Raw genomic sequence first — 18,236 nt, 5'->3', positions numbered from 1 at the left:
CCTGACTAATCCAACGACCATTTAATGATCATTTTGAAAATTAGGACATTATTTTTATGTTATTTTCTCGGTTTAAATTAAAAAGCTCAACCCTTATTGCACTGGTTACGCTTTATTTTACTTTAGTGCTAAATATTGCATTTTACAAAAAAGTGTGGGCGCTGCACCCATTTGCGGGGCAGCCTGAAGATTATTTTCTTCTCACCGTTCCCGTCTTTATTTTCTTTACGCTAAATGCGGTTTTTCAACTTTTTGCGCTACCTATTTTGCACAAAGTGATTATTCCGCTGTTGCTGATTATTAGCGCTGCCATTAGCTATCAAGCCTTATTTTATGATGTGCATTTCACCACGGATATGCTCGAAAATGTGCTGCAAACCACGCCAGCGGAAAGTGTTCGTATGCTCACTTGGCAATATATCACTTGGATCGCCGTTTTTGGCGTGTTACCAGCCATTTTATACATTATGGTGAAAGTGGATTACCGCACTTGGTGGAAAGAACTGGGTTTACGCGTGGGCTTGATCGCTCTTTCTGGCGTGGTGATTTGGGGGATTTCTAAAGGTTTTTATCAAGATTACGCCGCCTTTGTACGCAACAATAAACCTGTGGTGAATTTAATTGTGCCGTCTAATTTTATTAGTGCAGGGGTAAACGAGATCAAACGCGTGCGTGAAGCCAATCGCCCTTATGAACAAATCGGTTTAGATGCACAACAAGCTAAACCTGATGAATATCGCCATTTCACCGTGATTGTGGTGGGCGAAACCACGCGTGCACAAAACTGGGGGCTGAATGGTTATGCTCGCCAAACCACCCCAAAACTGGCAGCGCGTGGCAAAGATATCATCAATTTTACGGACGTTTCCAGCTGTGGCACATCAACTGCCATTTCCGTGCCTTGTATGTTCTCTTATCTCACTCAAGCCCAATACAATGGTGGCAAAGCACAAAAAATGGATAATTTGCTCGATGTGCTACAACGTGCGGACGTGAACATTTTCTGGCTAGATAATAACAGCGATTGCAAAGGCGTTTGCTTGCGTGTGCCAAATGAAGTTACCAATATGAAAACGCCAGAATACTGTACGGACGGCGAATGTTTAGATGAGATTTTGCTGAAAGATTTCGACAAAATTCTTAATGAAAGCCAAAAAGATACGGTGCTGATTTTGCATACTATCGGCAGCCACGGGCCGACCTATTACGAACGCTACACGCCAGAATTTAAAAAGTTTGTGCCAACTTGCGACACAAACGAAATTCAAACTTGTAGCAACGAACAATTAGTGAATACGTACGATAACGGTATTTTGTATATTGATAATTTCCTTGATCAAGTGATCCAAAAATTGGAACACCGTGATGATTTGGAAAGTGCGGTATATTATGTGTCAGATCACGGTGAATCCCTTGGCGAAGACGGTATTTATCTGCACGGCACGCCTTATGCCATCGCGCCAGATTATCAAACCAAAGTGCCGATGTTCTTTTGGTTTTCCAAAACGTGGCAGCAAAATGAAGGCGTGGATTTAGACTGCCTGCGCCACAACGCCAGCGCCCAGCATTATTCCCACGATAATTTATTTAGCACCGTGATTGGAATGATGGATATGAATTTAAAAACGGACGTATATCAAAAGGATTTGGATATTTTGGCGAGTTGCAAAAAAGCGCATTAATAAAAATCACGAAAAACAAAGTGCGGTAGAAAAATTTAAAAAATTTGCACCGCACTTTAATTTGAGCTGTCAGAGATTATTTTTGTGTTAAATAATCTAGCACCACTTGATGATGCTCACCGGTTTTAAATTTATCAAAGACTTTTTCTATTTTGCCTTGTTCATCAATTAAGAAGCTAATGCGATGAATGCCGTCATAGGTTTTACCCATAAATTTTTTCTCACCCCATACGCCAAATTGTTCTGCGACTTGGTGATCTTCATCGGAAAGCAGCGTGAAATTCAAGGCTTTTTTCTCGGCGAAATTAGCGAGCTTTTTTGGGCTATCAGGGCTAATGCCAAGAATTACGACATTGAGTTTTTCAAGTTCCGCTTTGCTATCGCGCAGTCCGCAGGCTTGTGTGGTGCAACCGGGCGTGAGGGCTTTGGGATAGAAATAAACCAAGACTTTTTTGCCTTTAAAATCGGTAAGCGAAACCAGTTGCTCGTTTTGATCAAGTAAAGCAAAGTGCGGGGCAAAATCGCCCGCTTTTAATGTTTGCATAGTAAATATCCTTAAAAATTTGATGTTATTGAGAAAAAATGCAAAAAATTGCTTGCAAATTTTGGTTATTTTAGCGATCTTAAACAAACTTTTTCAAGCAAACTCAATAGACATAACAAAAATAATTCGGAGGTCTTTATGTCAGTAACGAATCCTTTATTTTACGGTAGTATTACCGCGTTGATTACCCCTATGGACTCACACGGTGAGGTCGATTTTGACGCACTAAAAAAATTGGTTGAGTATCATATCGCCGCGGGAACGCACGGTATTGTGTCTGTGGGAACAACAGGGGAATCTGCCACATTAAGCATAGAGGAAAACGTTAAAACAATTTTGAAGACCGTTGAATTTGCCGATGGACGTATCCCTGTAATTGCTGGTGCGGGCGCAAACGCCACCAGTGAAGCCATTACAATGACAAAATTATTAAATGGCAGCGGCGTTGCGGGTTGTTTGTCTGTGGTGCCTTATTACAACAAACCAACGCAAGAAGGAATGTATCAACACTTTAAAGCAATTGCAGAATGCACTGATTTACCACAAATTTTATATAACGTGCCGGGACGTACAGGCAGCGATATGCAGCCTGAAACCGTGGGGCGTTTAGCACAAATTGATAATATTGTGGCAATTAAAGAAGCAACGGGCGATGTGAGCCGTGTAGCGAAAATTAAACAGCTTGCAGGTGAAGATTTCATCGTGTTAAGTGGTGATGATGCGACAGGGTTAGAAAGTATCAAAGCCGGCGGTGAAGGGGTGATCTCGGTAACAAATAACATCGCTGCCGCAGATATGGCGAAAATGTGTGAGCTTGCTTTGGCGGGTAAATTTGATGAAGCAGAGGTGATCAACCAGCGTTTAATGGCATTACACAAAGATCTTTTTGTTGAATCTAACCCAATTCCTGTGAAATGGGCGGCTTATAAATTAGGTTTAATCCCAGAGCCGGTGTTGCGTTTACCACTTACAACATTAAGTGAAGCCGCACAACCAAAAGTGATTGAAGCCTTGAAAATCGCGGGATTATTATAATTTTTAGTAAAAATCCACTGAGGGGTGTTGAGTAGTCAATGCCCCTTAAACTTTTCTGCATTCTGGTTGTCAAAACTGGCAATGAAATTTGTTTAACCTTGAGGATAAATTGATGAAAAAGTGGTTATTAAGCACGCCAATTTTAATGACATTAGTGGCTTGTTCGGCAAGCAATGAAAGTAAACAGCAAGCTAATGATAACTTTGAAAAATACGCTGAACAGCAAGTGGTTTTTGCACCCCTAGCAAGCGGTGGGGTAAATTTACCTGCACAAGATAACACTTATGCGTTGCCGCAGCTTAATAAACAAGCACATCAAAAAGTGGATATTCGCCCACCAAGCACACCAATCGCAGTGATTAATAATTCCATTGCACAGTTTGACAGTGAGCGTTCTTTGATTGTTTATCCCTCATCGAAAGAAGCAGTTTATAGCTTAAATCAAGTAGCACGTTTATTAAAAGAACAAGGGATTACTTATCAATATCAAGATAATCGTATCGAAACCAGTTGGGCGGCAACGGGGCGTGCCGATGATATTGGCGACACACAAATTCGTTATTTGATTGAGCAAGTGCAATATCAAGGGGCGAGTGCGTTGGTGGTGTCAATTCTGCAAATGAAGCGCGATAATATTATTTTTACCCCAACGGTGGCGCAAAAGCAGCGTTATACGTCTGATCGTTTAAATCAGCTGATTGGTGAGTTAAATACGGCGTATCGTAAACAGCAAAGTGAATTAAATAGCACTGCAGTAACGCCAATTCAAACGCAATTAACTACAGATATAAACGGTCGTGCTGCATTAGCGTTAAATGCACCTTTTAGCCAAGCGTGGCAACGTTTGCGTGGGGCGTTAAATCAAGTAGGATTTGAAACCACGTCAGAAAATCCGGGGCGTGGCTATCGTGAATTAAAATATAGTCCATTAGAAAAAACAGAATGGGCGAGATTTGGCGTGGCTGCCGCTGAATTAGAAAAAGGGGAGTATGCAATGCAACTTTCTGATTTAGGCAGACAAAGTGCAGTGGTGATTAGCGATGAAGACGGCAATGCGCTTTCAGGTAATCAAGCACAGTCTATTTACCAAGCCTTGCAAGCGATTTTAGCCAAATAAATTGTCATCAAGTAGTTCTTTGATGACACAGGGCGAGCCAGAATGTTCGCCCTTCGTTTTAACTATCATAATCCGCAAAAATAAAGTGCGGTCTTTTTTTATCAAATTTTTAAGGGCAAAAAATGCTGAGTTATCGTCATAGCTTCCACGCAGGCAACTTTGCCGATGTGCTAAAACACATTGTGCAAATGCTGATTATTGAAAGTCTGCAACAAAAAGACAAAGGCTTTTATTATTTAGACACCCACGCCGGTGTGGGGCATTATCGCTTATTCGGCAATGAAGCTGAAAAAACCGGTGAATATAAAGAAGGGATCGGGCGTTTGTGGGATCAAACAGAAATGCCCGAAGAAGTGGCGCGTTATGTCGCCCTTATTAAGAAACTGAATTATGGCGGCAAATCGCTACGATATTACGCAGGATCACCGCTGATCGCCGCACATTTATTGCGTCCACAAGATCGAGCGTTATTAACGGAGCTACACCCAGCGGATTTCCCATTATTACGCAATAATTTCAAAGAATTTGATAATGTTACCACCAAGCGCGATAACGGTTTTCAGCAAATTAAAGCTACCTTACCGCCAAAAGAAAGACGCGGGCTGATTTTGATCGATCCCCCTTATGAATTAAAAGAAGATTATGATTTGGTGGTAAAAGCCATTGAAGAAGGCGTGAAACGTTTTGCCACGGGCATTTATGCCATTTGGTATCCTGTGGTGCTACGTCAGCAAGCCAAGCGTATTGTAAAAGGATTGGAAAACACCGGCATTCGCAAAATTCTCCAAATTGAAATGGCGGTGCGTCCTGATTCTGATCAACGCGGAATGACCGCAAGCGGAATGATTGTGGTTAATCCCCCTTGGCAGCTAGAAGCACAAATGAAAAAAATTCTGCCTTATTTAACCAAAACCCTTGTGCCAGAAGGTACGGGCAGCTGGAAGGTGGAATGGATTACTCCAGAGTAAGAATTTACCGATTAGATTAATTAGTCGCTTTACCTCGTATTTTTCGGCAAAATAAGCGCAGATTTATTATGGGCTTTTCGCATTCACAGCCCAATTCACCAATTTAGGGAGTTAAAAATGACAAAACATTATGATTACATCGCCATTGGTGGCGGAAGTGGCGGTATTGCTTCAATTAACCGTGCGGCAAGCTATGGCAAAAAATGTGCCATTATTGAAGCAAAAGAACTGGGCGGAACCTGTGTAAACGTGGGCTGCGTACCGAAAAAAGTGATGTGGTATGGCGCGCAAGTGGCAGAAGCGATCAACCTGTATGCACCAGATTATGGCTTTGATGTTGCGGTAAAAGACTTTGATTTCAGTAAGTTAGTGGAAAATCGTCAGGCTTATATTGGACGTATCCACAATTCTTATAACAATGTATTAGCCAAAAATAGCGTGGACGTGATCAAAGGCTTTGCCAAATTTGTTGATGCCCACACCGTTGAAGTAAACGGCGAGAAAATCACTGCAGATCATATTTTGATCGCAACAGGGGCTTATCCTGCTCACCCTGAAATTAAAGGCGCAGAATACGGCATTGATTCTGACGGCGTATTTGAATTAAACGCGTTACCAAAATCCGTTGCAGTTGTCGGCGCAGGTTACATCGCAGTGGAATTAGCGGGTGTATTAAACAGCCTAGGCGTGGACACTCACCTATTCGTGCGTAAACAAAGCCCATTGCGTAGCTTTGATCCACTTATCGTAGAAACCCTCGTGGAAGTGATGGCACAAGATGGCATTCATCTGCACACTCACGCCATTCCAAAAGAAGTGGTTAAAAATGCTGACGGTTCTTTCACCTTAAAATTAGAAGATGGACGTGAGCAAACTGTTGAAAAAGTGATTTGGGCAATTGGTCGTAAACCAAATACGGCAAATATCAACCTTGCAGCAGCAGGCGTGGAAACTAACGATAAAGGTTTCATTAAAGTAGATAAATATCAAAACACCAATGTAAAAGGCATTTATGCGGTGGGTGATATTATTGAAGGAGGCATTGAACTCACCCCTGTTGCCGTTGCTGCCGGACGCCGTTTGTCTGAGCGTTTATTCAACAATAAACCAAACGAGCATTTAGATTACAATCTTGTGCCAACCGTAGTGTTTAGCCACCCGCCAATCGGCACTATCGGCTTAACTGAGCCGCAAGCCATTGAGCAATATGGCGCAGAAAACGTGAAAGTGTATAAATCATCATTCACGCCAATGTACAGCGCGGTAACCCAACATCGCCAACCTTGTCGAATGAAATTGGTTTGCGTGGGCAAAGATGAAAAAATTGTCGGCCTACACGGCATTGGTTTTGGTGTTGATGAAATGATCCAAGGCTTTGCCGTTGCCATTAAAATGGGCGCAACCAAAGCGGATTTCGACAACACCGTTGCTATTCACCCAACGGGTTCAGAAGAATTTGTAACAATGCGTTAATGTTAAGTGCGGTGTAAATTTTCATCATTTTTAATCAATCCAACCTTTCGGGGTTGGATTTTTTATTTATCTACGCACAAATTGAATGTTTTTTAATCTTTTTCTTTCCTGAAAAGAGAAAAAATAAAATTTATGTGAAAAAATGACCGCACTTTTAATTTGAATGGGGTACACTGAACGGCATAAATCTTATTTAGCATAATTTGTGTTGCGAACTTGAACTTTGCTAAATTGCCCCAATATGGGAGAGTAATTTCAAGTTTTAAGGAAAGAGAGAAAATATGAACGCCAGACGAACAAAACAAAAAACCATGCCTGTTTTACCATTACGCGATGTGGTGGTTTTCCCATATATGGTTATGCCATTGTTTGTGGGACGCGAAAAATCCATCGCCAGTCTTGAAGAGGCAATGGAAAATGGCAAACAATTATTATTAGTTTCGCAAAAAGCGGCTGAGTTAGAACAGCCTACGGTGGACGATGTGTATGATGTCGGTACGGTGGCGAATATTATTCAATTACTCAACTTACCAGATGGCACAGTAAAAGTGCTAGTGGAAGGACAGCAACGTGCCAAAATTTCCCATTTAGAAGACAATGGGCGTTTCTTCGAGGCAAAAATTGAGCTAATTGATACCCAATTGGGTGATGAAACAGAATTAGAAGTGGCACAGAATACGGCACTGAAAGAGTTTGAAAAATATATTGAACTCAACAAAAAAGTGCAGCCAGATGTGCTTTCCGCCTTGAAAAATATTGCAGACCCAGAACGTTTAAGCGACACAATGGCAGCGCATATGCCAGTTTCAGTAGCGCGTAAGCAAGAAGTTTTAGGCATTGCAAATGTTGCTGAGCGTTTTGAATATTTGCTTGGTTTAATGATTAACGAAGCGGGCATTTTAGAAGTTGAGAAACGTATTCGCGGCCGCGTGAAGAAACAAATGGAAAAAAGCCAGCGCGATTATTACCTTAACGAACAAATCAAAGCTATCCAAAAAGAGCTAGGCGAAACCGAAAGTACCGTTGATGAAGTGGAACAACTTCGTCAAAAAGTGGAAGAAGCCAAAATGCCGAAAGAGGCAAGAGAAAAAGTGGAAGCAGAATTGCAGAAACTGAAAATGATGTCGCCAATGTCAGCAGAAGCAACAGTAGTGCGCAGCTACATTGATTGGATGTTGCAAGTACCTTGGCATAAGCGCAGCAAAGTGAAAAAAGATATTGTTAAAGCGCAGGAAATTCTTGATGCGGATCATTATGGCTTAGAACGCGTGAAAGATCGCATTTTGGAATATTTAGCGGTACAAAGCCGTTTAAATCAGTTTAAAGGGCCTATCCTTTGCTTAGTTGGGCCACCGGGGGTGGGGAAAACTTCCCTAGGACAATCTATTGCCAATGCCACAGGACGTAAATATGTGCGTATGGCGCTAGGCGGCGTGCGTGATGAAGCGGAAATTCGTGGGCATCGCAAAACCTATATCGGTTCATTGCCGGGTAAATTGATCCAAAAAATGGCAAAAGTGGGGGTGAAAAATCCGCTATTTTTACTTGATGAGATCGACAAAATGGCATCAGATATGCGTGGTGATCCGGCCTCTGCGTTGTTAGAAGTGCTTGATCCAGAACAGAACGCCAACTTCAACGATCATTATTTAGAAGTGGATTATGATCTTTCTGACGTGATGTTCGTGGCAACCTCAAACTCAATGAATATCCCAGGGCCGCTGCTTGATCGTATGGAAGTGATTCGTTTATCGGGCTATACGGAAGATGAAAAACTCAATATCGCCAAACGCCATTTGCTTAACAAACAAATTGAGCGTAATGGCTTGAAAAAAGGTGAGTTGAAAATCGAAGACAGTGCGATTTTAGATATTATCCGCTATTACACTCGTGAAGCGGGCGTACGTGGGCTTGAACGTGAGATTTCTAAAATCTGTCGTAAAGCGGTGAAAAATTTACTGTTGAACCCGAAATTAAAATCGATCACGGTAAACAGCGATAACCTGAACGAATATTTGGGCGTCAAACGCTTTGAGTTTGGCCGTGCAGATACACAAAACCGCGTAGGTGAAGTAACGGGCTTGGCGTGGACGCAAGTGGGCGGTGATTTACTCACCATTGAAGCCACTTCTGTGATCGGCAAAGGCAAATTAACCTACACAGGATCGCTAGGCGATGTGATGAAAGAATCCATTCAAGCAGCGATGACCGTGGTGCGTTCCCGTGCAGAAAAATTAGGCATTGCACCTGATTTCCACGAAAAACGTGATATTCACATTCACGTTCCAGACGGCGCAACACCAAAAGATGGCCCAAGTGCAGGGATCGCAATGTGTACCGCCTTGGTTTCTTGCTTAACGGGGAATCCTGTGAAGTCTGCAGTGGCGATGACAGGGGAAATTAGCTTGCGTGGTAAAGTGCTGCCAATTGGCGGTTTGAAAGAGAAATTACTCGCAGCGCACCGTGGCGGCATTAAAACGGTGATTATTCCAAAAGATAATGTAAAAGATTTGGAAGAAATCCCAGAGAATGCGAAAAACAGCTTAGATATTCGTCCAGTGGAAACCATTGATGAAGTGCTAAGCATCGCCTTAGAAAATCCGCCTGAAGGGGTTGATTTTTCTCACTTGATTGCAAAAGAAGAAAAAGCAACGCCACGCCGTAAAAGTAAACGTGCGGAAAGTGCGGTGAATTAATTGAAAGTTTTTTAATAATAAAGTCGGTAAAGAACAATCTTTGCCGACTTCTTTATTTTTATGCTGGCAATCAAAGCACTTTCGATTATAATTCTCAAGATTTGTCTTAATCTTACATTTAAGGATAACTTCAATGTTAATGGAAAAACTCAGCGATGCGTCAAACAGCATCTTGTGGAAGATCATTTTCGCACTAATTGTGGTGTCATTTGTATTAAGTGGCGTGGCAGGCTATATGTTCACACGCGTTGATACTTCTGCTGCCAAAGTGAATGGTGAAGAAATTCCGCAACAATTATTTTTAGAACAATATAATAAGGAATATCAACAACTTAGCCAACAAATGGGAGCGAGTTTTGCTGCGGTGGCTGATTCGCCAGAATTTATTAATGGTTTACGCAGCTCTATTTTAGAGCGTTTAATTAACCAAGAATTATTGCGCCAATATGCCGCAGAATTAAAGCTTGACGTGAGCGATAGCCAAATTGAACAAGCCATTGTAACTAGCCCAATTTTCCAAAAAGACGGCAAATTTGATAACGCACTTTATCAACAAATGTTATCTGCAAACGGTTTAAGTGGTGATCAGTATGCACAATATTTACGTCAAGGATTAACCTTACAACAGCTTAATGACGGCATTGCGCGTTCTGCGTTTACTGTATCTAGCCAAAACAAACGTGTAGCCCAGCTATTTTTCCAACAGCGCGATGTCCGTTTGGCAGAGTTTCCTTTAGTAGCCACTGTGGCACAACAACAGGTGAATGAAGAAGAAATTAGCGCTTACTATAATGCGAATAAAGCCGCATTTGCCGTGCCTGAGTTGGTGAAAGTTCAATACCTTGATTTAACTCAACAAGCGGCTGAAAAAAATGTGAAGGTTACTGATGTAGAAATTGCGCAATATTATCAAGATAACAAAGCGCAATATATGACTCAGCATTTAGCCCACATTCAACTGCCAACGGAGCAAGAAGCGCAAGCAGTTTATGCGGATTTACAAAAAGGCGAAAGCTTTGCGGCGTTAGCGAAACTTTACTCTAGCGACAAAATTTCTGGTGCAAATGGCGGTGATTTAGATTGGGTTGTGGCAGGAATGATGCCCCCACAATTTGAAGCAGCAGCGCGTGAATTAAAAGCGGGGGAATATAGCCAACCAGTTAAAGTGGATAACGCTTACCATATCATCAAAGTGGAAGATGAAAAGTTCCTGCCGTTAGAACAAGTGAAAAACGATATTGCTGCTAAACTTCGTAGCGAATTAAGTGCGAAAGAATTCTACGCAATGGAAAAACAAGCCAATGAGAAAGCCTTTGAGCAGCCAGATTCGTTACAAGCAGCGGCGCAAGCGGCGGGCGTGAGCGTACAAAAAACCGGCTATTTCTCACGCAACGATATTCCACCGGCACTTAATTATGGCAATGTGGTTTCTGCATTATTTGATTCTGAATTAACCCAAGGCGGAACAAACTCAGAAGCCATTAATGTGGGTGATCAGCATTCTTTGATTGTTCGTGTGGTGGAACATAAACCAGAAGGTGTGAAAACACTTGATGAAGCAAAAGATGAAATTGCTCAATATTTAAAACAGCAAAAAGCGGAAAAAATCGTGCTAGCTCAGGCTGAAAAAGTGGCGCAAGCGCTAAATCAAAATAGTAATGCCGCTCTGCCAAATGGCATTAAATTCGGCGAGAAAGCGCAATGGGTTTACGCTGAAAATAAAGTGCCACAATTGCGTGATGTGATTTTCTCAATGCAAAAAACCAGTGATAAGCCAGCTTATATGGCCGCGAAAAATGGTGATAACAGTGTTGTGGTGATCGAATTAAGCAATATTAAAGATGGGGCATTAGATGGGGAGCAACTGCAAGCATTTAGCGCTCAACTCACCCAAGCGCAACAAGCAGAATTGCAACATGCTTTATTACAGGCCTTAAGAGCAAAAGCTAAAATTGAAATTAATCAACAATTCTTAGCGCAAGAAGAGTAATTATAAGCTTCAATCTTATTTATTATTAAAACGGCAAGATAAAATTTCAGATTGCCGTTTTTTTATAGGCTTTTTATCGAGTCTTGAAAAATTTGCTAGTTTTTCACCGCACTTTGTGGTATAAAGTGCGGCGTTATTTTGGCTAGAATAACAAAGCAATTTTTATTTTAGACGAAATAATTTTTAAACTTAATTTTTAACAATAAATCACACACATATCGCACGGATAAATCGGGGTGCCAAACGGTCGATTTATTTGGTATGTGGAGGCTAAACCCCAAACAAAAGGAAAATTATTATGGCACAAGTTTCAATGCGCGAAATGCTACAAGCTGGCGTTCACTTCGGTCACCAAACTCGTTACTGGAACCCAAAAATGAAACCATTCATTTTTGGACCACGCAACGGCGTTCATATCATCAACCTTGAAAAAACCGTTCCAATGTTCAATGCTGCATTAGCAGAATTAACTCGCATTGCGGGCAACAACGGTAAAATCTTATTTGTTGGTACAAAACGTGCAGCAAGTGAAGCAGTGAAAGCAGCAGCATTAGACTGTCAGCAATACTATGTAAATCACCGTTGGTTAGGTGGTATGTTGACTAACTGGAAAACAGTACGTCAATCAATCAAACGCTTAAAAGATTTAGAAACTCAATCTCAAGATGGTACTTTCGACAAATTAACTAAGAAAGAAGCATTAATGCGTAGCCGTGAGATGGAAAAACTTGAATTAAGCCTTGGCGGTATCAAAGATATGGCGGGTCTTCCTGATGCATTATTTGTTATCGGTGCAGATCACGAACACATCGCAATCAAAGAAGCAAATAACCTTGGTATTCCAGTATTTGCAGTGGTTGATACAAACTCTGCGCCAGACGGTGTTGATTTTGTTATCCCTGGTAACGATGATGCAGCGCGTGCAATTCAACTATATCTTGCAGCAGCGGCAGCAGCAGTAAAAGAAGGTCGCCAACAAGAAGTGGTAGCCGAAGAGAAATTTGCTGAAGCAGAAGCAGCTGAATAATTCAGGTGAATGCGGCGAAAGCCCTTATTAATCACAACGATTAATTGGTTAGCAGGGGGCTTATGTTCCCTGCTTTTTTACATAAGTGCGGTCAAAAATCGCATCAAATTTTGTGGATAGAGGATTTTAAAATGGCTGAAATTACAGCATCTTTAGTAAAAGAACTTCGTGATCGTACCGGTGCGGGTATGATGGAATGTAAAAAAGCATTAGTAGAAGCAAACGGTGATATCGAATTAGCGATTGATAATATGCGTAAATCAGGTCAAGCAAAAGCGGCGAAAAAAGCAGGCCGTGTTGCTGCTGAAGGTGTAATCATCGCGCGTGTTGCTGGCGACTACGGTGTAATGATCGAAATGAACTGTGAAACTGACTTCGTAGCAAAAGACGCTGGTTTCTTAGGTTTAGCGAATGAAGTGGCAGATTACGCATTAAACAACAAAGGCGTAACCATCGAAGCATTACAAGCTGAATTTGAAGAAAAACGTGCTGCATTAGTGGCAAAAATCGGTGAGAATATGACAATCCGCCGTGTGGGTTCAGTACAAGCGCCAGTTGTAGGTTCATACTTACACGGTGCGAAAATTGGTGTATTAGTGGGCGCAGTGAACGCTGATGAAGAATTAGTGAAACATGTTGCAATGCACGTTGCAGCAAGCCGTCCAGAATATGTAAATCCAAGCGATGTACCAGCAGACGTAGTAGAACACGAGCGTCAAATCCAAGTGGATATCGCAATGCAATCTGGTAAACCACGCGAAATCGCTGAGAAAATGGTTGAAGGTCGTATGAAGAAATTTACTGGTGAAGTGTCTTTAACTGGCCAGCCTTTCGTAATGGATCCTTCTAAATCAGTGGGTGAATTACTAAAAGAGAAAGGTGCAGAAGTGGTTTCATTCTTACGCTTTGAAGTAGGCGAAGGTATCGAAAAAGTAGAAACTGACTTCGCTGCAGAAGTTGCGGCAATGACTAAATAATCATTGTAAAACCATAAAATAGAAAAGCAGATCTTTTGAGATCTGCTTTTTTATTGGGGAATATAATCTGTAAGATTACTATTTATTCAAATCAATTGATTAATTATTCATTTTAAACTATGCTATCCTCACTTTTGGAAAATTTAAGGATTGCAAATGAGTGCTTATAACAGACAAACCTTTGATGAAGTGATGATACAAAATTATGCGCCCGCAGAGTTTATTCCAGTGAAAGGGAAGGGGAGCAGAGTTTGGGATCAGCAAGGGCGAGAATATATTGATTTCACAAGCGGTATTGCGGTGAATGCGCTGGGGCATTGCCCTGATGAGATTGTGGCGGTGTTGAAAGCACAAGGGGAAACGCTGTGGCATTCTAGCAACTGGTTTACCAGTGAGCCAACCTTGCAATTAGCTTCAAAATTGGTGCAGAAAACCTTTGCGGATCGAGTGATGTTTGTTAATTCCGGTGCGGAAGCTAACGAGGCCGCGTTGAAATTGGCTCGCCGTTATGCTGTAGATCATTTTGGCGCGCAGAAAAGCAAAATTATTGCCTTTAAGCAAAGTTTTCACGGGCGTACATTATTCACGGTGAGCGTAGGTGGGCAAGCGAAATATTCTGATGGCTTTGGGCCGAAACCTGCGGATATTATCCACGTTCCTTTTAACGATCTTGCAGCGGTAAAAGCCGTGATTGATGACCATACTTGCGCGGTAATTGTTGAGCCGATTCAAGGCGAAAGTGGAGTGAAACCTGCTGATCCTGTATTCTTACAGGGGTTACGTCAGCTTTGTGATGAAAACAATGCCTTGTTAATTTCTGACGAAGTGCAAACGGGTTTGTCGCGCACTGGCTATCTTTATGCTTATATGAAATATGGCGTTGTGCCTGATATTCTGACTTCTGCCAAAGCCTTGGGTAACGGTTTTCCAATTGGCGCAATGCTCACCACCAATGAGATTGCAAAAAGTTTTTCTGTTGGCGTACACGGTACAACTTTCGGCGGCAATCCCCTTGCTTGTGCTGTGGCGTCAAAGGTGGTGGACTTGCTTTCTGATGAAAAATTCTTGGAAAAAATCCACCGCACTTCTGAATTATTTATGCATAAATTGAATGAACTAAATCAGGCGCTGAATTTATTTAGCGAAATTCGTGGTGAGGGCTTGTTAATTGGCGCAGAGTTAAATGCGAATTATCAAGGAAAAGCCAGCGAATTTGTGAAAAGTGCGGCTAAAAATGGACTAATGATTTTAGTTGCAGGCCCTGATGTCTTGCGTTTCACCCCCGCGTTGAATATTAGTGATGAAGAATTGCAAGAAGGGTTTGTGCGCTTGGAAAAAACCTTGCAAGAATTTGTGTAATAGATTGAATTAAAAAGAAAAACCTCGCATTTAGCGAGGTTTTTTTATGGACGTTAAGAACGCTTCATAATCTCGAAAAACTCTTCATTGGTTTTGGCAACGGCGAGTTTATCAATAAGGAATTCCATTGCTTCCACTTCACCCATTGGATTAAGGATTTTGCGTAGAATCCACATTTTTTGTAGTTCGTCAGGGGTGGTGAGTAAGTCTTCTTTACGCGTGCCTGAACGGTTAAAGTCAATGGCTGGGAACACGCGTTTTTCAGCGATTTTACGCGAAAGATGTAGCTCCATATTCCCCGTTCCTTTAAATTCTTCGAAGATCACTTCATCCATTTTTGACCCTGTATCTACAAGTGCGGTTGCAATAATGGTTAAACTTCCGCCTTCTTCCACGTTACGCGCTGCACCGAAGAAACGTTTTGGACGATGTAACGCATTGGCATCCACACCACCAGAAAGGATTTTACCTGAAGCAGGGGTTACGGTGTTATAAGCACGGGCAAGACGCGTGATACTATCTAATAAAATCACCACATCTTTTTTATGTTCAACTAAACGTTTTGCCTTTTCGATAACCATTTCGGCAACTTGAACGTGGCGTGAAGCGGGTTCATCAAAGGTTGAAGCAATCACTTCGCCTTTTACTGAGCGTTGCATTTCGGTTACTTCTTCTGGACGTTCGTCAATTAATAACACGATAAGCACACATTCTGGATAGTTATGGGTAATGCTCTGTGCAATATTTTGTAGCAACATTGTTTTCCCCGCTTTTGGTGGGGCAACAATCAAGCCACGTTGCCCTTTCCCGATAGGGGAGGCTAAATCTAAAATACGCGCGGTTAAATCTTCTGTTGAGCCATTACCACGTTCCATTCTTAAACGTGAATTGGCGTGAAGTGGGGTTAAATTTTCAAATAAAATTTTGCTGCGTGAAACTTCAGGTTTGTCATCATTAACTTGATCCACTTTTAGCAAAGCAAAATAACGTTCCCCTTCTTTTGGCGGACGAATTTTCCCTTCAATTTTATCCCCAGTTTGTAAATTGAAACGGCGAATTTGGCTTGGAGAAACATAGATATCATCAGGGCCAGCAAGGTAGGAGCTGTCAGCGGAACGTAAGAAACCAAAGCCATCAGGCAGGATTTCTAACACACCACCACCGAAAATATCCTCACCGCTTTTGGCGTGTTGTTTTAGGATTGCGAAAACAATATCTTGCTTGCGTAAACGGGCTAGATTTTCTAAACCCATTTGTTCTTCACCGAGTTTTACCAGCTCGGAAACAGGCATATTTTTAAGTTCTGTTAAATGCATAATAATTTGAAATGTTGGTTAGATTGGAAAATGAATTTGTAATGAAGATGTTTGAACATAGAATGGGCGTAAAGTTACCATTAAATAGCGGTGATGTCTAGAAAATAAAGGGGTAAATAATAAAAAAATTGGCTAGTGATATTAATGCCTAGCCAATTTTTTTGTTTTGTTATAATTCCGAGATTTCCCCAATGCTGACTTTAGAATTTTGTGAAGGAGAATATTGATGGCATTGCGATTTGCCTGTTTCATCTGTTTCACAAAGATCAATCAATGGCTCTTCTTTTATTGTTATATCCTCTTCAAATTCCGTAGGAAGATTATAATGAACACTTTGGGCGGAATCTATTTGTGCGCCTAATTGAGTGATAGGATTATTCTCAATTCTATCAAGGAGTTGTAAATGTTCTCGTGGCGTGAGCGAGCGAGCTTTTCCCGCAACAACATTTGACTCAAATGAAAAAATTCGAGGTTGCTCATAATAGTTCATTATCGCATTTTCTTTCACTTTAATGCTAACCGCATTTGGGTGATTGGTTGTGTCCATACTTTCAAAGGCTCGTGCGCCATTTGGGGCAAGGGCATTGAGTGTAATATTGTCTAATACGGTGCTAGTTCTGGGAGCATCACCAGGATGAAAAGCAACGGCATCAAGAAAATTATCATTACTGAATGTACCTAAGCCTACATCTGGTTCAGCATAGTGGCCGGTATTGATCGCGGTGATGGTTAAATCACTCGGATTATTTTTACCGCGCAAGATCGTATTGCCATAGGTTCTAATTGAATAACCTTGGAATGTTTTGGCATAAACTTCACTAGACTCCCCTAAAATATCGCCCACAAGGAAAATCCCCGCAGCAGGCGCAAGGGCAGAAGAGCCGTAAGTATCCGCTCCTTTTACGGTGAGTTTGCTGTTTTTTAGACCGATATTTTGTCCATTTAACGCCAGTTTATTTGCATTTTGCATAAAGGATTCATAAAGCGGTTTACTGTAATTGACAGATAACGTGCTGTTATCAAGGTCAATATTTTCAGCAAAAAGATGAATAAACCCTTCTTCGCTATTTAGCTGGCTATCATTAATTTGAATATGGGTATCTTTTATATAAGAACGGGCGGTTGCCTCGCTTGTTACCCAATCAACAAATGCCGTCGCAAATTCTCGTTTACTACGTTTTGTGCCTTGCTCATCGAGAAGATTATAGCGTTTATCAGGCAAAGGGAAGCCCCCTCTCAGTACGCGTTCTTTTAAATCTGTAATAACATATTCATAGCCCTGTTTCGTTTCTGGGGCGGCAAGGTTTGAAGATTGAGCGGTATAAGTTCGCATATTTCCTGAATTAATGAAAATACCGATTTCACCATTGGTTTTCACGCGATTTAGGCTTACGTCTTTAAATCCATCTGCGATAACAAAATCTTTGCCACTGGTAAAATTCACATTATTTAATGCTACATTAAAGGTAGGCTGTTTCGTACTTAATCCTGTGATAGTTTGGACGCTTTTTGCTGTTTCAAAGAGCGGTTCTTTTTTTGTGAATTTATTATAGAGTGCGCCATTGGCTAGATTGGAACGTTGTAAAATAATTTCAATTTGGCTCTTATTTGGTGAAGCAGTGTTTTCAGTTGCAAATTGGTAAAACTGGTCTAAGGCAAAAGAATAAATGCCTTGGTTATTTAGATCACCTATTTCCTGTGTACCAATATGATTGAGAAATGATTGCCATAAATCAGTGAGCTTGATTTTTTCACCTTCCTTATTGGTAAAAGAGATATAGTCCGCAGAGCTTGCAAGTTGAATAGATTGGAGTAGCTCCTGTGCAGTTTTCGGTTCTAATGCTTTTCCTGACAAGGTATAAAGCGGCTGAGTTTTCCCATTCATCTCTTTTAATAACAAGGTTTCTTCTTGTAATGGCTGTAGCGTTTGCGCATTACCTATTCCAACAGAACCTTTGCCCAAGTTAAAAGTTACATTATTGAGGGTGAATGTGTTGGAATCCGTGTTTTTATGGGCAGTGAGCAACAACAGATTATGCTGACTTTCGGGGG

The 18,236-nt window shown here is 41.4% G+C and carries 12 protein-coding genes and 1 pseudogene; 10 read left to right on the top strand and 3 right to left on the bottom strand.

Annotated features, from left to right (window positions below; genetic code table 11):
- Window positions 1–56: 56 nt before the first annotated feature.
- Window positions 57–1,682 (top strand): phosphoethanolamine transferase, encoded by a 1,626-nt coding sequence (locus ACNAV8_RS10305; RefSeq protein WP_415777684.1) that lies wholly within the window; start codon window positions 57–59, stop codon window positions 1,680–1,682.
- A gap of 76 nt (window positions 1,683–1,758) precedes the next feature.
- On the opposite strand, the gene bcp is transcribed toward ACNAV8_RS10305, so the two are convergent.
- Complete coding sequence (bcp, locus tag ACNAV8_RS10300; RefSeq protein WP_103855101.1) at window positions 1,759–2,226, bottom strand: thioredoxin-dependent thiol peroxidase; 468 nt, start codon at window positions 2,224–2,226, stop codon at window positions 1,759–1,761.
- A 138-nt stretch (window positions 2,227–2,364) separates the two neighbouring features.
- On the opposite strand from bcp, the gene dapA reads away from it, so the two are divergent.
- The 9 genes from dapA to ACNAV8_RS10255 all read left to right on the top strand — a co-directional run bounded on the left by dapA (window position 2,365) and on the right by ACNAV8_RS10255 (window position 14,868).
- Window positions 2,365–3,261 (top strand): 4-hydroxy-tetrahydrodipicolinate synthase, encoded by an 897-nt coding sequence (dapA, locus tag ACNAV8_RS10295; RefSeq protein ID WP_103853949.1) that lies wholly within the window; start codon window positions 2,365–2,367, stop codon window positions 3,259–3,261.
- Window positions 3,262–3,373: 112 nt separating this feature from the next.
- Window positions 3,374–4,378, top strand: coding sequence for an outer membrane protein assembly factor BamC (gene bamC, locus ACNAV8_RS10290; protein ID WP_415777683.1), 1,005 nt, complete (start codon window positions 3,374–3,376; stop codon window positions 4,376–4,378).
- A 122-nt stretch (window positions 4,379–4,500) separates the two neighbouring features.
- On the top strand, window positions 4,501–5,346 hold the full coding sequence (locus ACNAV8_RS10285) for a 23S rRNA (adenine(2030)-N(6))-methyltransferase RlmJ (RefSeq protein ID WP_115249984.1): 846 nt from the start codon (window positions 4,501–4,503) through the stop codon (window positions 5,344–5,346).
- A gap of 117 nt (window positions 5,347–5,463) precedes the next feature.
- The gene (gorA, locus tag ACNAV8_RS10280; protein WP_415777682.1) at window positions 5,464–6,819 is read left to right on the top strand and encodes a glutathione-disulfide reductase; all 1,356 of its coding nucleotides are present in this window, start codon (window positions 5,464–5,466) and stop codon (window positions 6,817–6,819) included.
- A gap of 281 nt (window positions 6,820–7,100) precedes the next feature.
- On the top strand, window positions 7,101–9,515 hold the full coding sequence (gene lon, locus ACNAV8_RS10275) for an endopeptidase La (RefSeq protein ID WP_415777681.1): 2,415 nt from the start codon (window positions 7,101–7,103) through the stop codon (window positions 9,513–9,515).
- A 133-nt stretch (window positions 9,516–9,648) separates the two neighbouring features.
- Entirely contained in the window at window positions 9,649–11,505 is a 1,857-nt protein-coding gene (gene ppiD / locus ACNAV8_RS10270; RefSeq protein ID WP_103855826.1) for a peptidylprolyl isomerase, read from the top strand.
- Window positions 11,506–11,803: 298 nt separating this feature from the next.
- Complete coding sequence (gene rpsB, locus ACNAV8_RS10265) at window positions 11,804–12,532, top strand: 30S ribosomal protein S2 (protein WP_017807014.1); 729 nt, start codon at window positions 11,804–11,806, stop codon at window positions 12,530–12,532.
- Window positions 12,533–12,663: 131 nt separating this feature from the next.
- Complete coding sequence (gene tsf / locus ACNAV8_RS10260; protein WP_017807013.1) at window positions 12,664–13,509, top strand: translation elongation factor Ts; 846 nt, start codon at window positions 12,664–12,666, stop codon at window positions 13,507–13,509.
- A gap of 156 nt (window positions 13,510–13,665) precedes the next feature.
- The gene (locus ACNAV8_RS10255; protein ID WP_103855825.1) at window positions 13,666–14,868 is read left to right on the top strand and encodes an aspartate aminotransferase family protein; all 1,203 of its coding nucleotides are present in this window, start codon (window positions 13,666–13,668) and stop codon (window positions 14,866–14,868) included.
- A gap of 53 nt (window positions 14,869–14,921) precedes the next feature.
- Here ACNAV8_RS10255 and rho read toward each other — a convergent pair whose 3' ends face one another.
- Window positions 14,922–16,184 carry a transcription termination factor Rho gene (gene rho, locus ACNAV8_RS10250; RefSeq protein WP_103853956.1) on the bottom strand — a complete coding sequence of 421 codons (1,263 nt, stop codon included), beginning with the start codon at window positions 16,182–16,184 and terminating at the stop codon, window positions 14,922–14,924.
- A 169-nt stretch (window positions 16,185–16,353) separates the two neighbouring features.
- A pseudogene (locus tag ACNAV8_RS10245) lies at window positions 16,354–18,236 on the bottom strand (hypothetical protein); the annotation flags it as partial.

Origin of the sequence: Avibacterium endocarditidis, from assembly GCF_965138825.1 — a bacterium.
In the GTDB taxonomy this organism is placed as follows: Bacteria; Pseudomonadota; Gammaproteobacteria; order Enterobacterales; family Pasteurellaceae; genus Avibacterium; species Avibacterium endocarditidis.
Note: the sequence above shows the minus strand (reverse complement) of the source record. Positions and strands in the feature narration are given on the sequence as shown.

Excerpts from the sequence above, each read along its gene's own strand:
- ACNAV8_RS10305 (WP_415777684.1), top strand. The coding sequence starts at position 57 with ATGTTATTTTCTCGGTTTAAATTAAAAAGCTCAACCCTTATTGCACTG.
- bcp (WP_103855101.1), bottom strand. The coding sequence starts at position 2,226 with ATGCAAACATTAAAAGCGGGCGATTTTGCCCCGCACTTTGCTTTACTT.
- dapA (WP_103853949.1), top strand. The coding sequence starts at position 2,365 with ATGTCAGTAACGAATCCTTTATTTTACGGTAGTATTACCGCGTTGATT.
- bamC (WP_415777683.1), top strand. The coding sequence starts at position 3,374 with ATGAAAAAGTGGTTATTAAGCACGCCAATTTTAATGACATTAGTGGCT.
- ACNAV8_RS10285 (WP_115249984.1), top strand. The coding sequence starts at position 4,501 with ATGCTGAGTTATCGTCATAGCTTCCACGCAGGCAACTTTGCCGATGTG.
- gorA (WP_415777682.1), top strand. The coding sequence starts at position 5,464 with ATGACAAAACATTATGATTACATCGCCATTGGTGGCGGAAGTGGCGGT.
- lon (WP_415777681.1), top strand. The coding sequence starts at position 7,101 with ATGAACGCCAGACGAACAAAACAAAAAACCATGCCTGTTTTACCATTA.
- ppiD (WP_103855826.1), top strand. The coding sequence starts at position 9,649 with ATGTTAATGGAAAAACTCAGCGATGCGTCAAACAGCATCTTGTGGAAG.
- rpsB (WP_017807014.1), top strand. The coding sequence starts at position 11,804 with ATGGCACAAGTTTCAATGCGCGAAATGCTACAAGCTGGCGTTCACTTC.
- tsf (WP_017807013.1), top strand. The coding sequence starts at position 12,664 with ATGGCTGAAATTACAGCATCTTTAGTAAAAGAACTTCGTGATCGTACC.
- ACNAV8_RS10255 (WP_103855825.1), top strand. The coding sequence starts at position 13,666 with ATGAGTGCTTATAACAGACAAACCTTTGATGAAGTGATGATACAAAAT.
- rho (WP_103853956.1), bottom strand. The coding sequence starts at position 16,184 with ATGCATTTAACAGAACTTAAAAATATGCCTGTTTCCGAGCTGGTAAAA.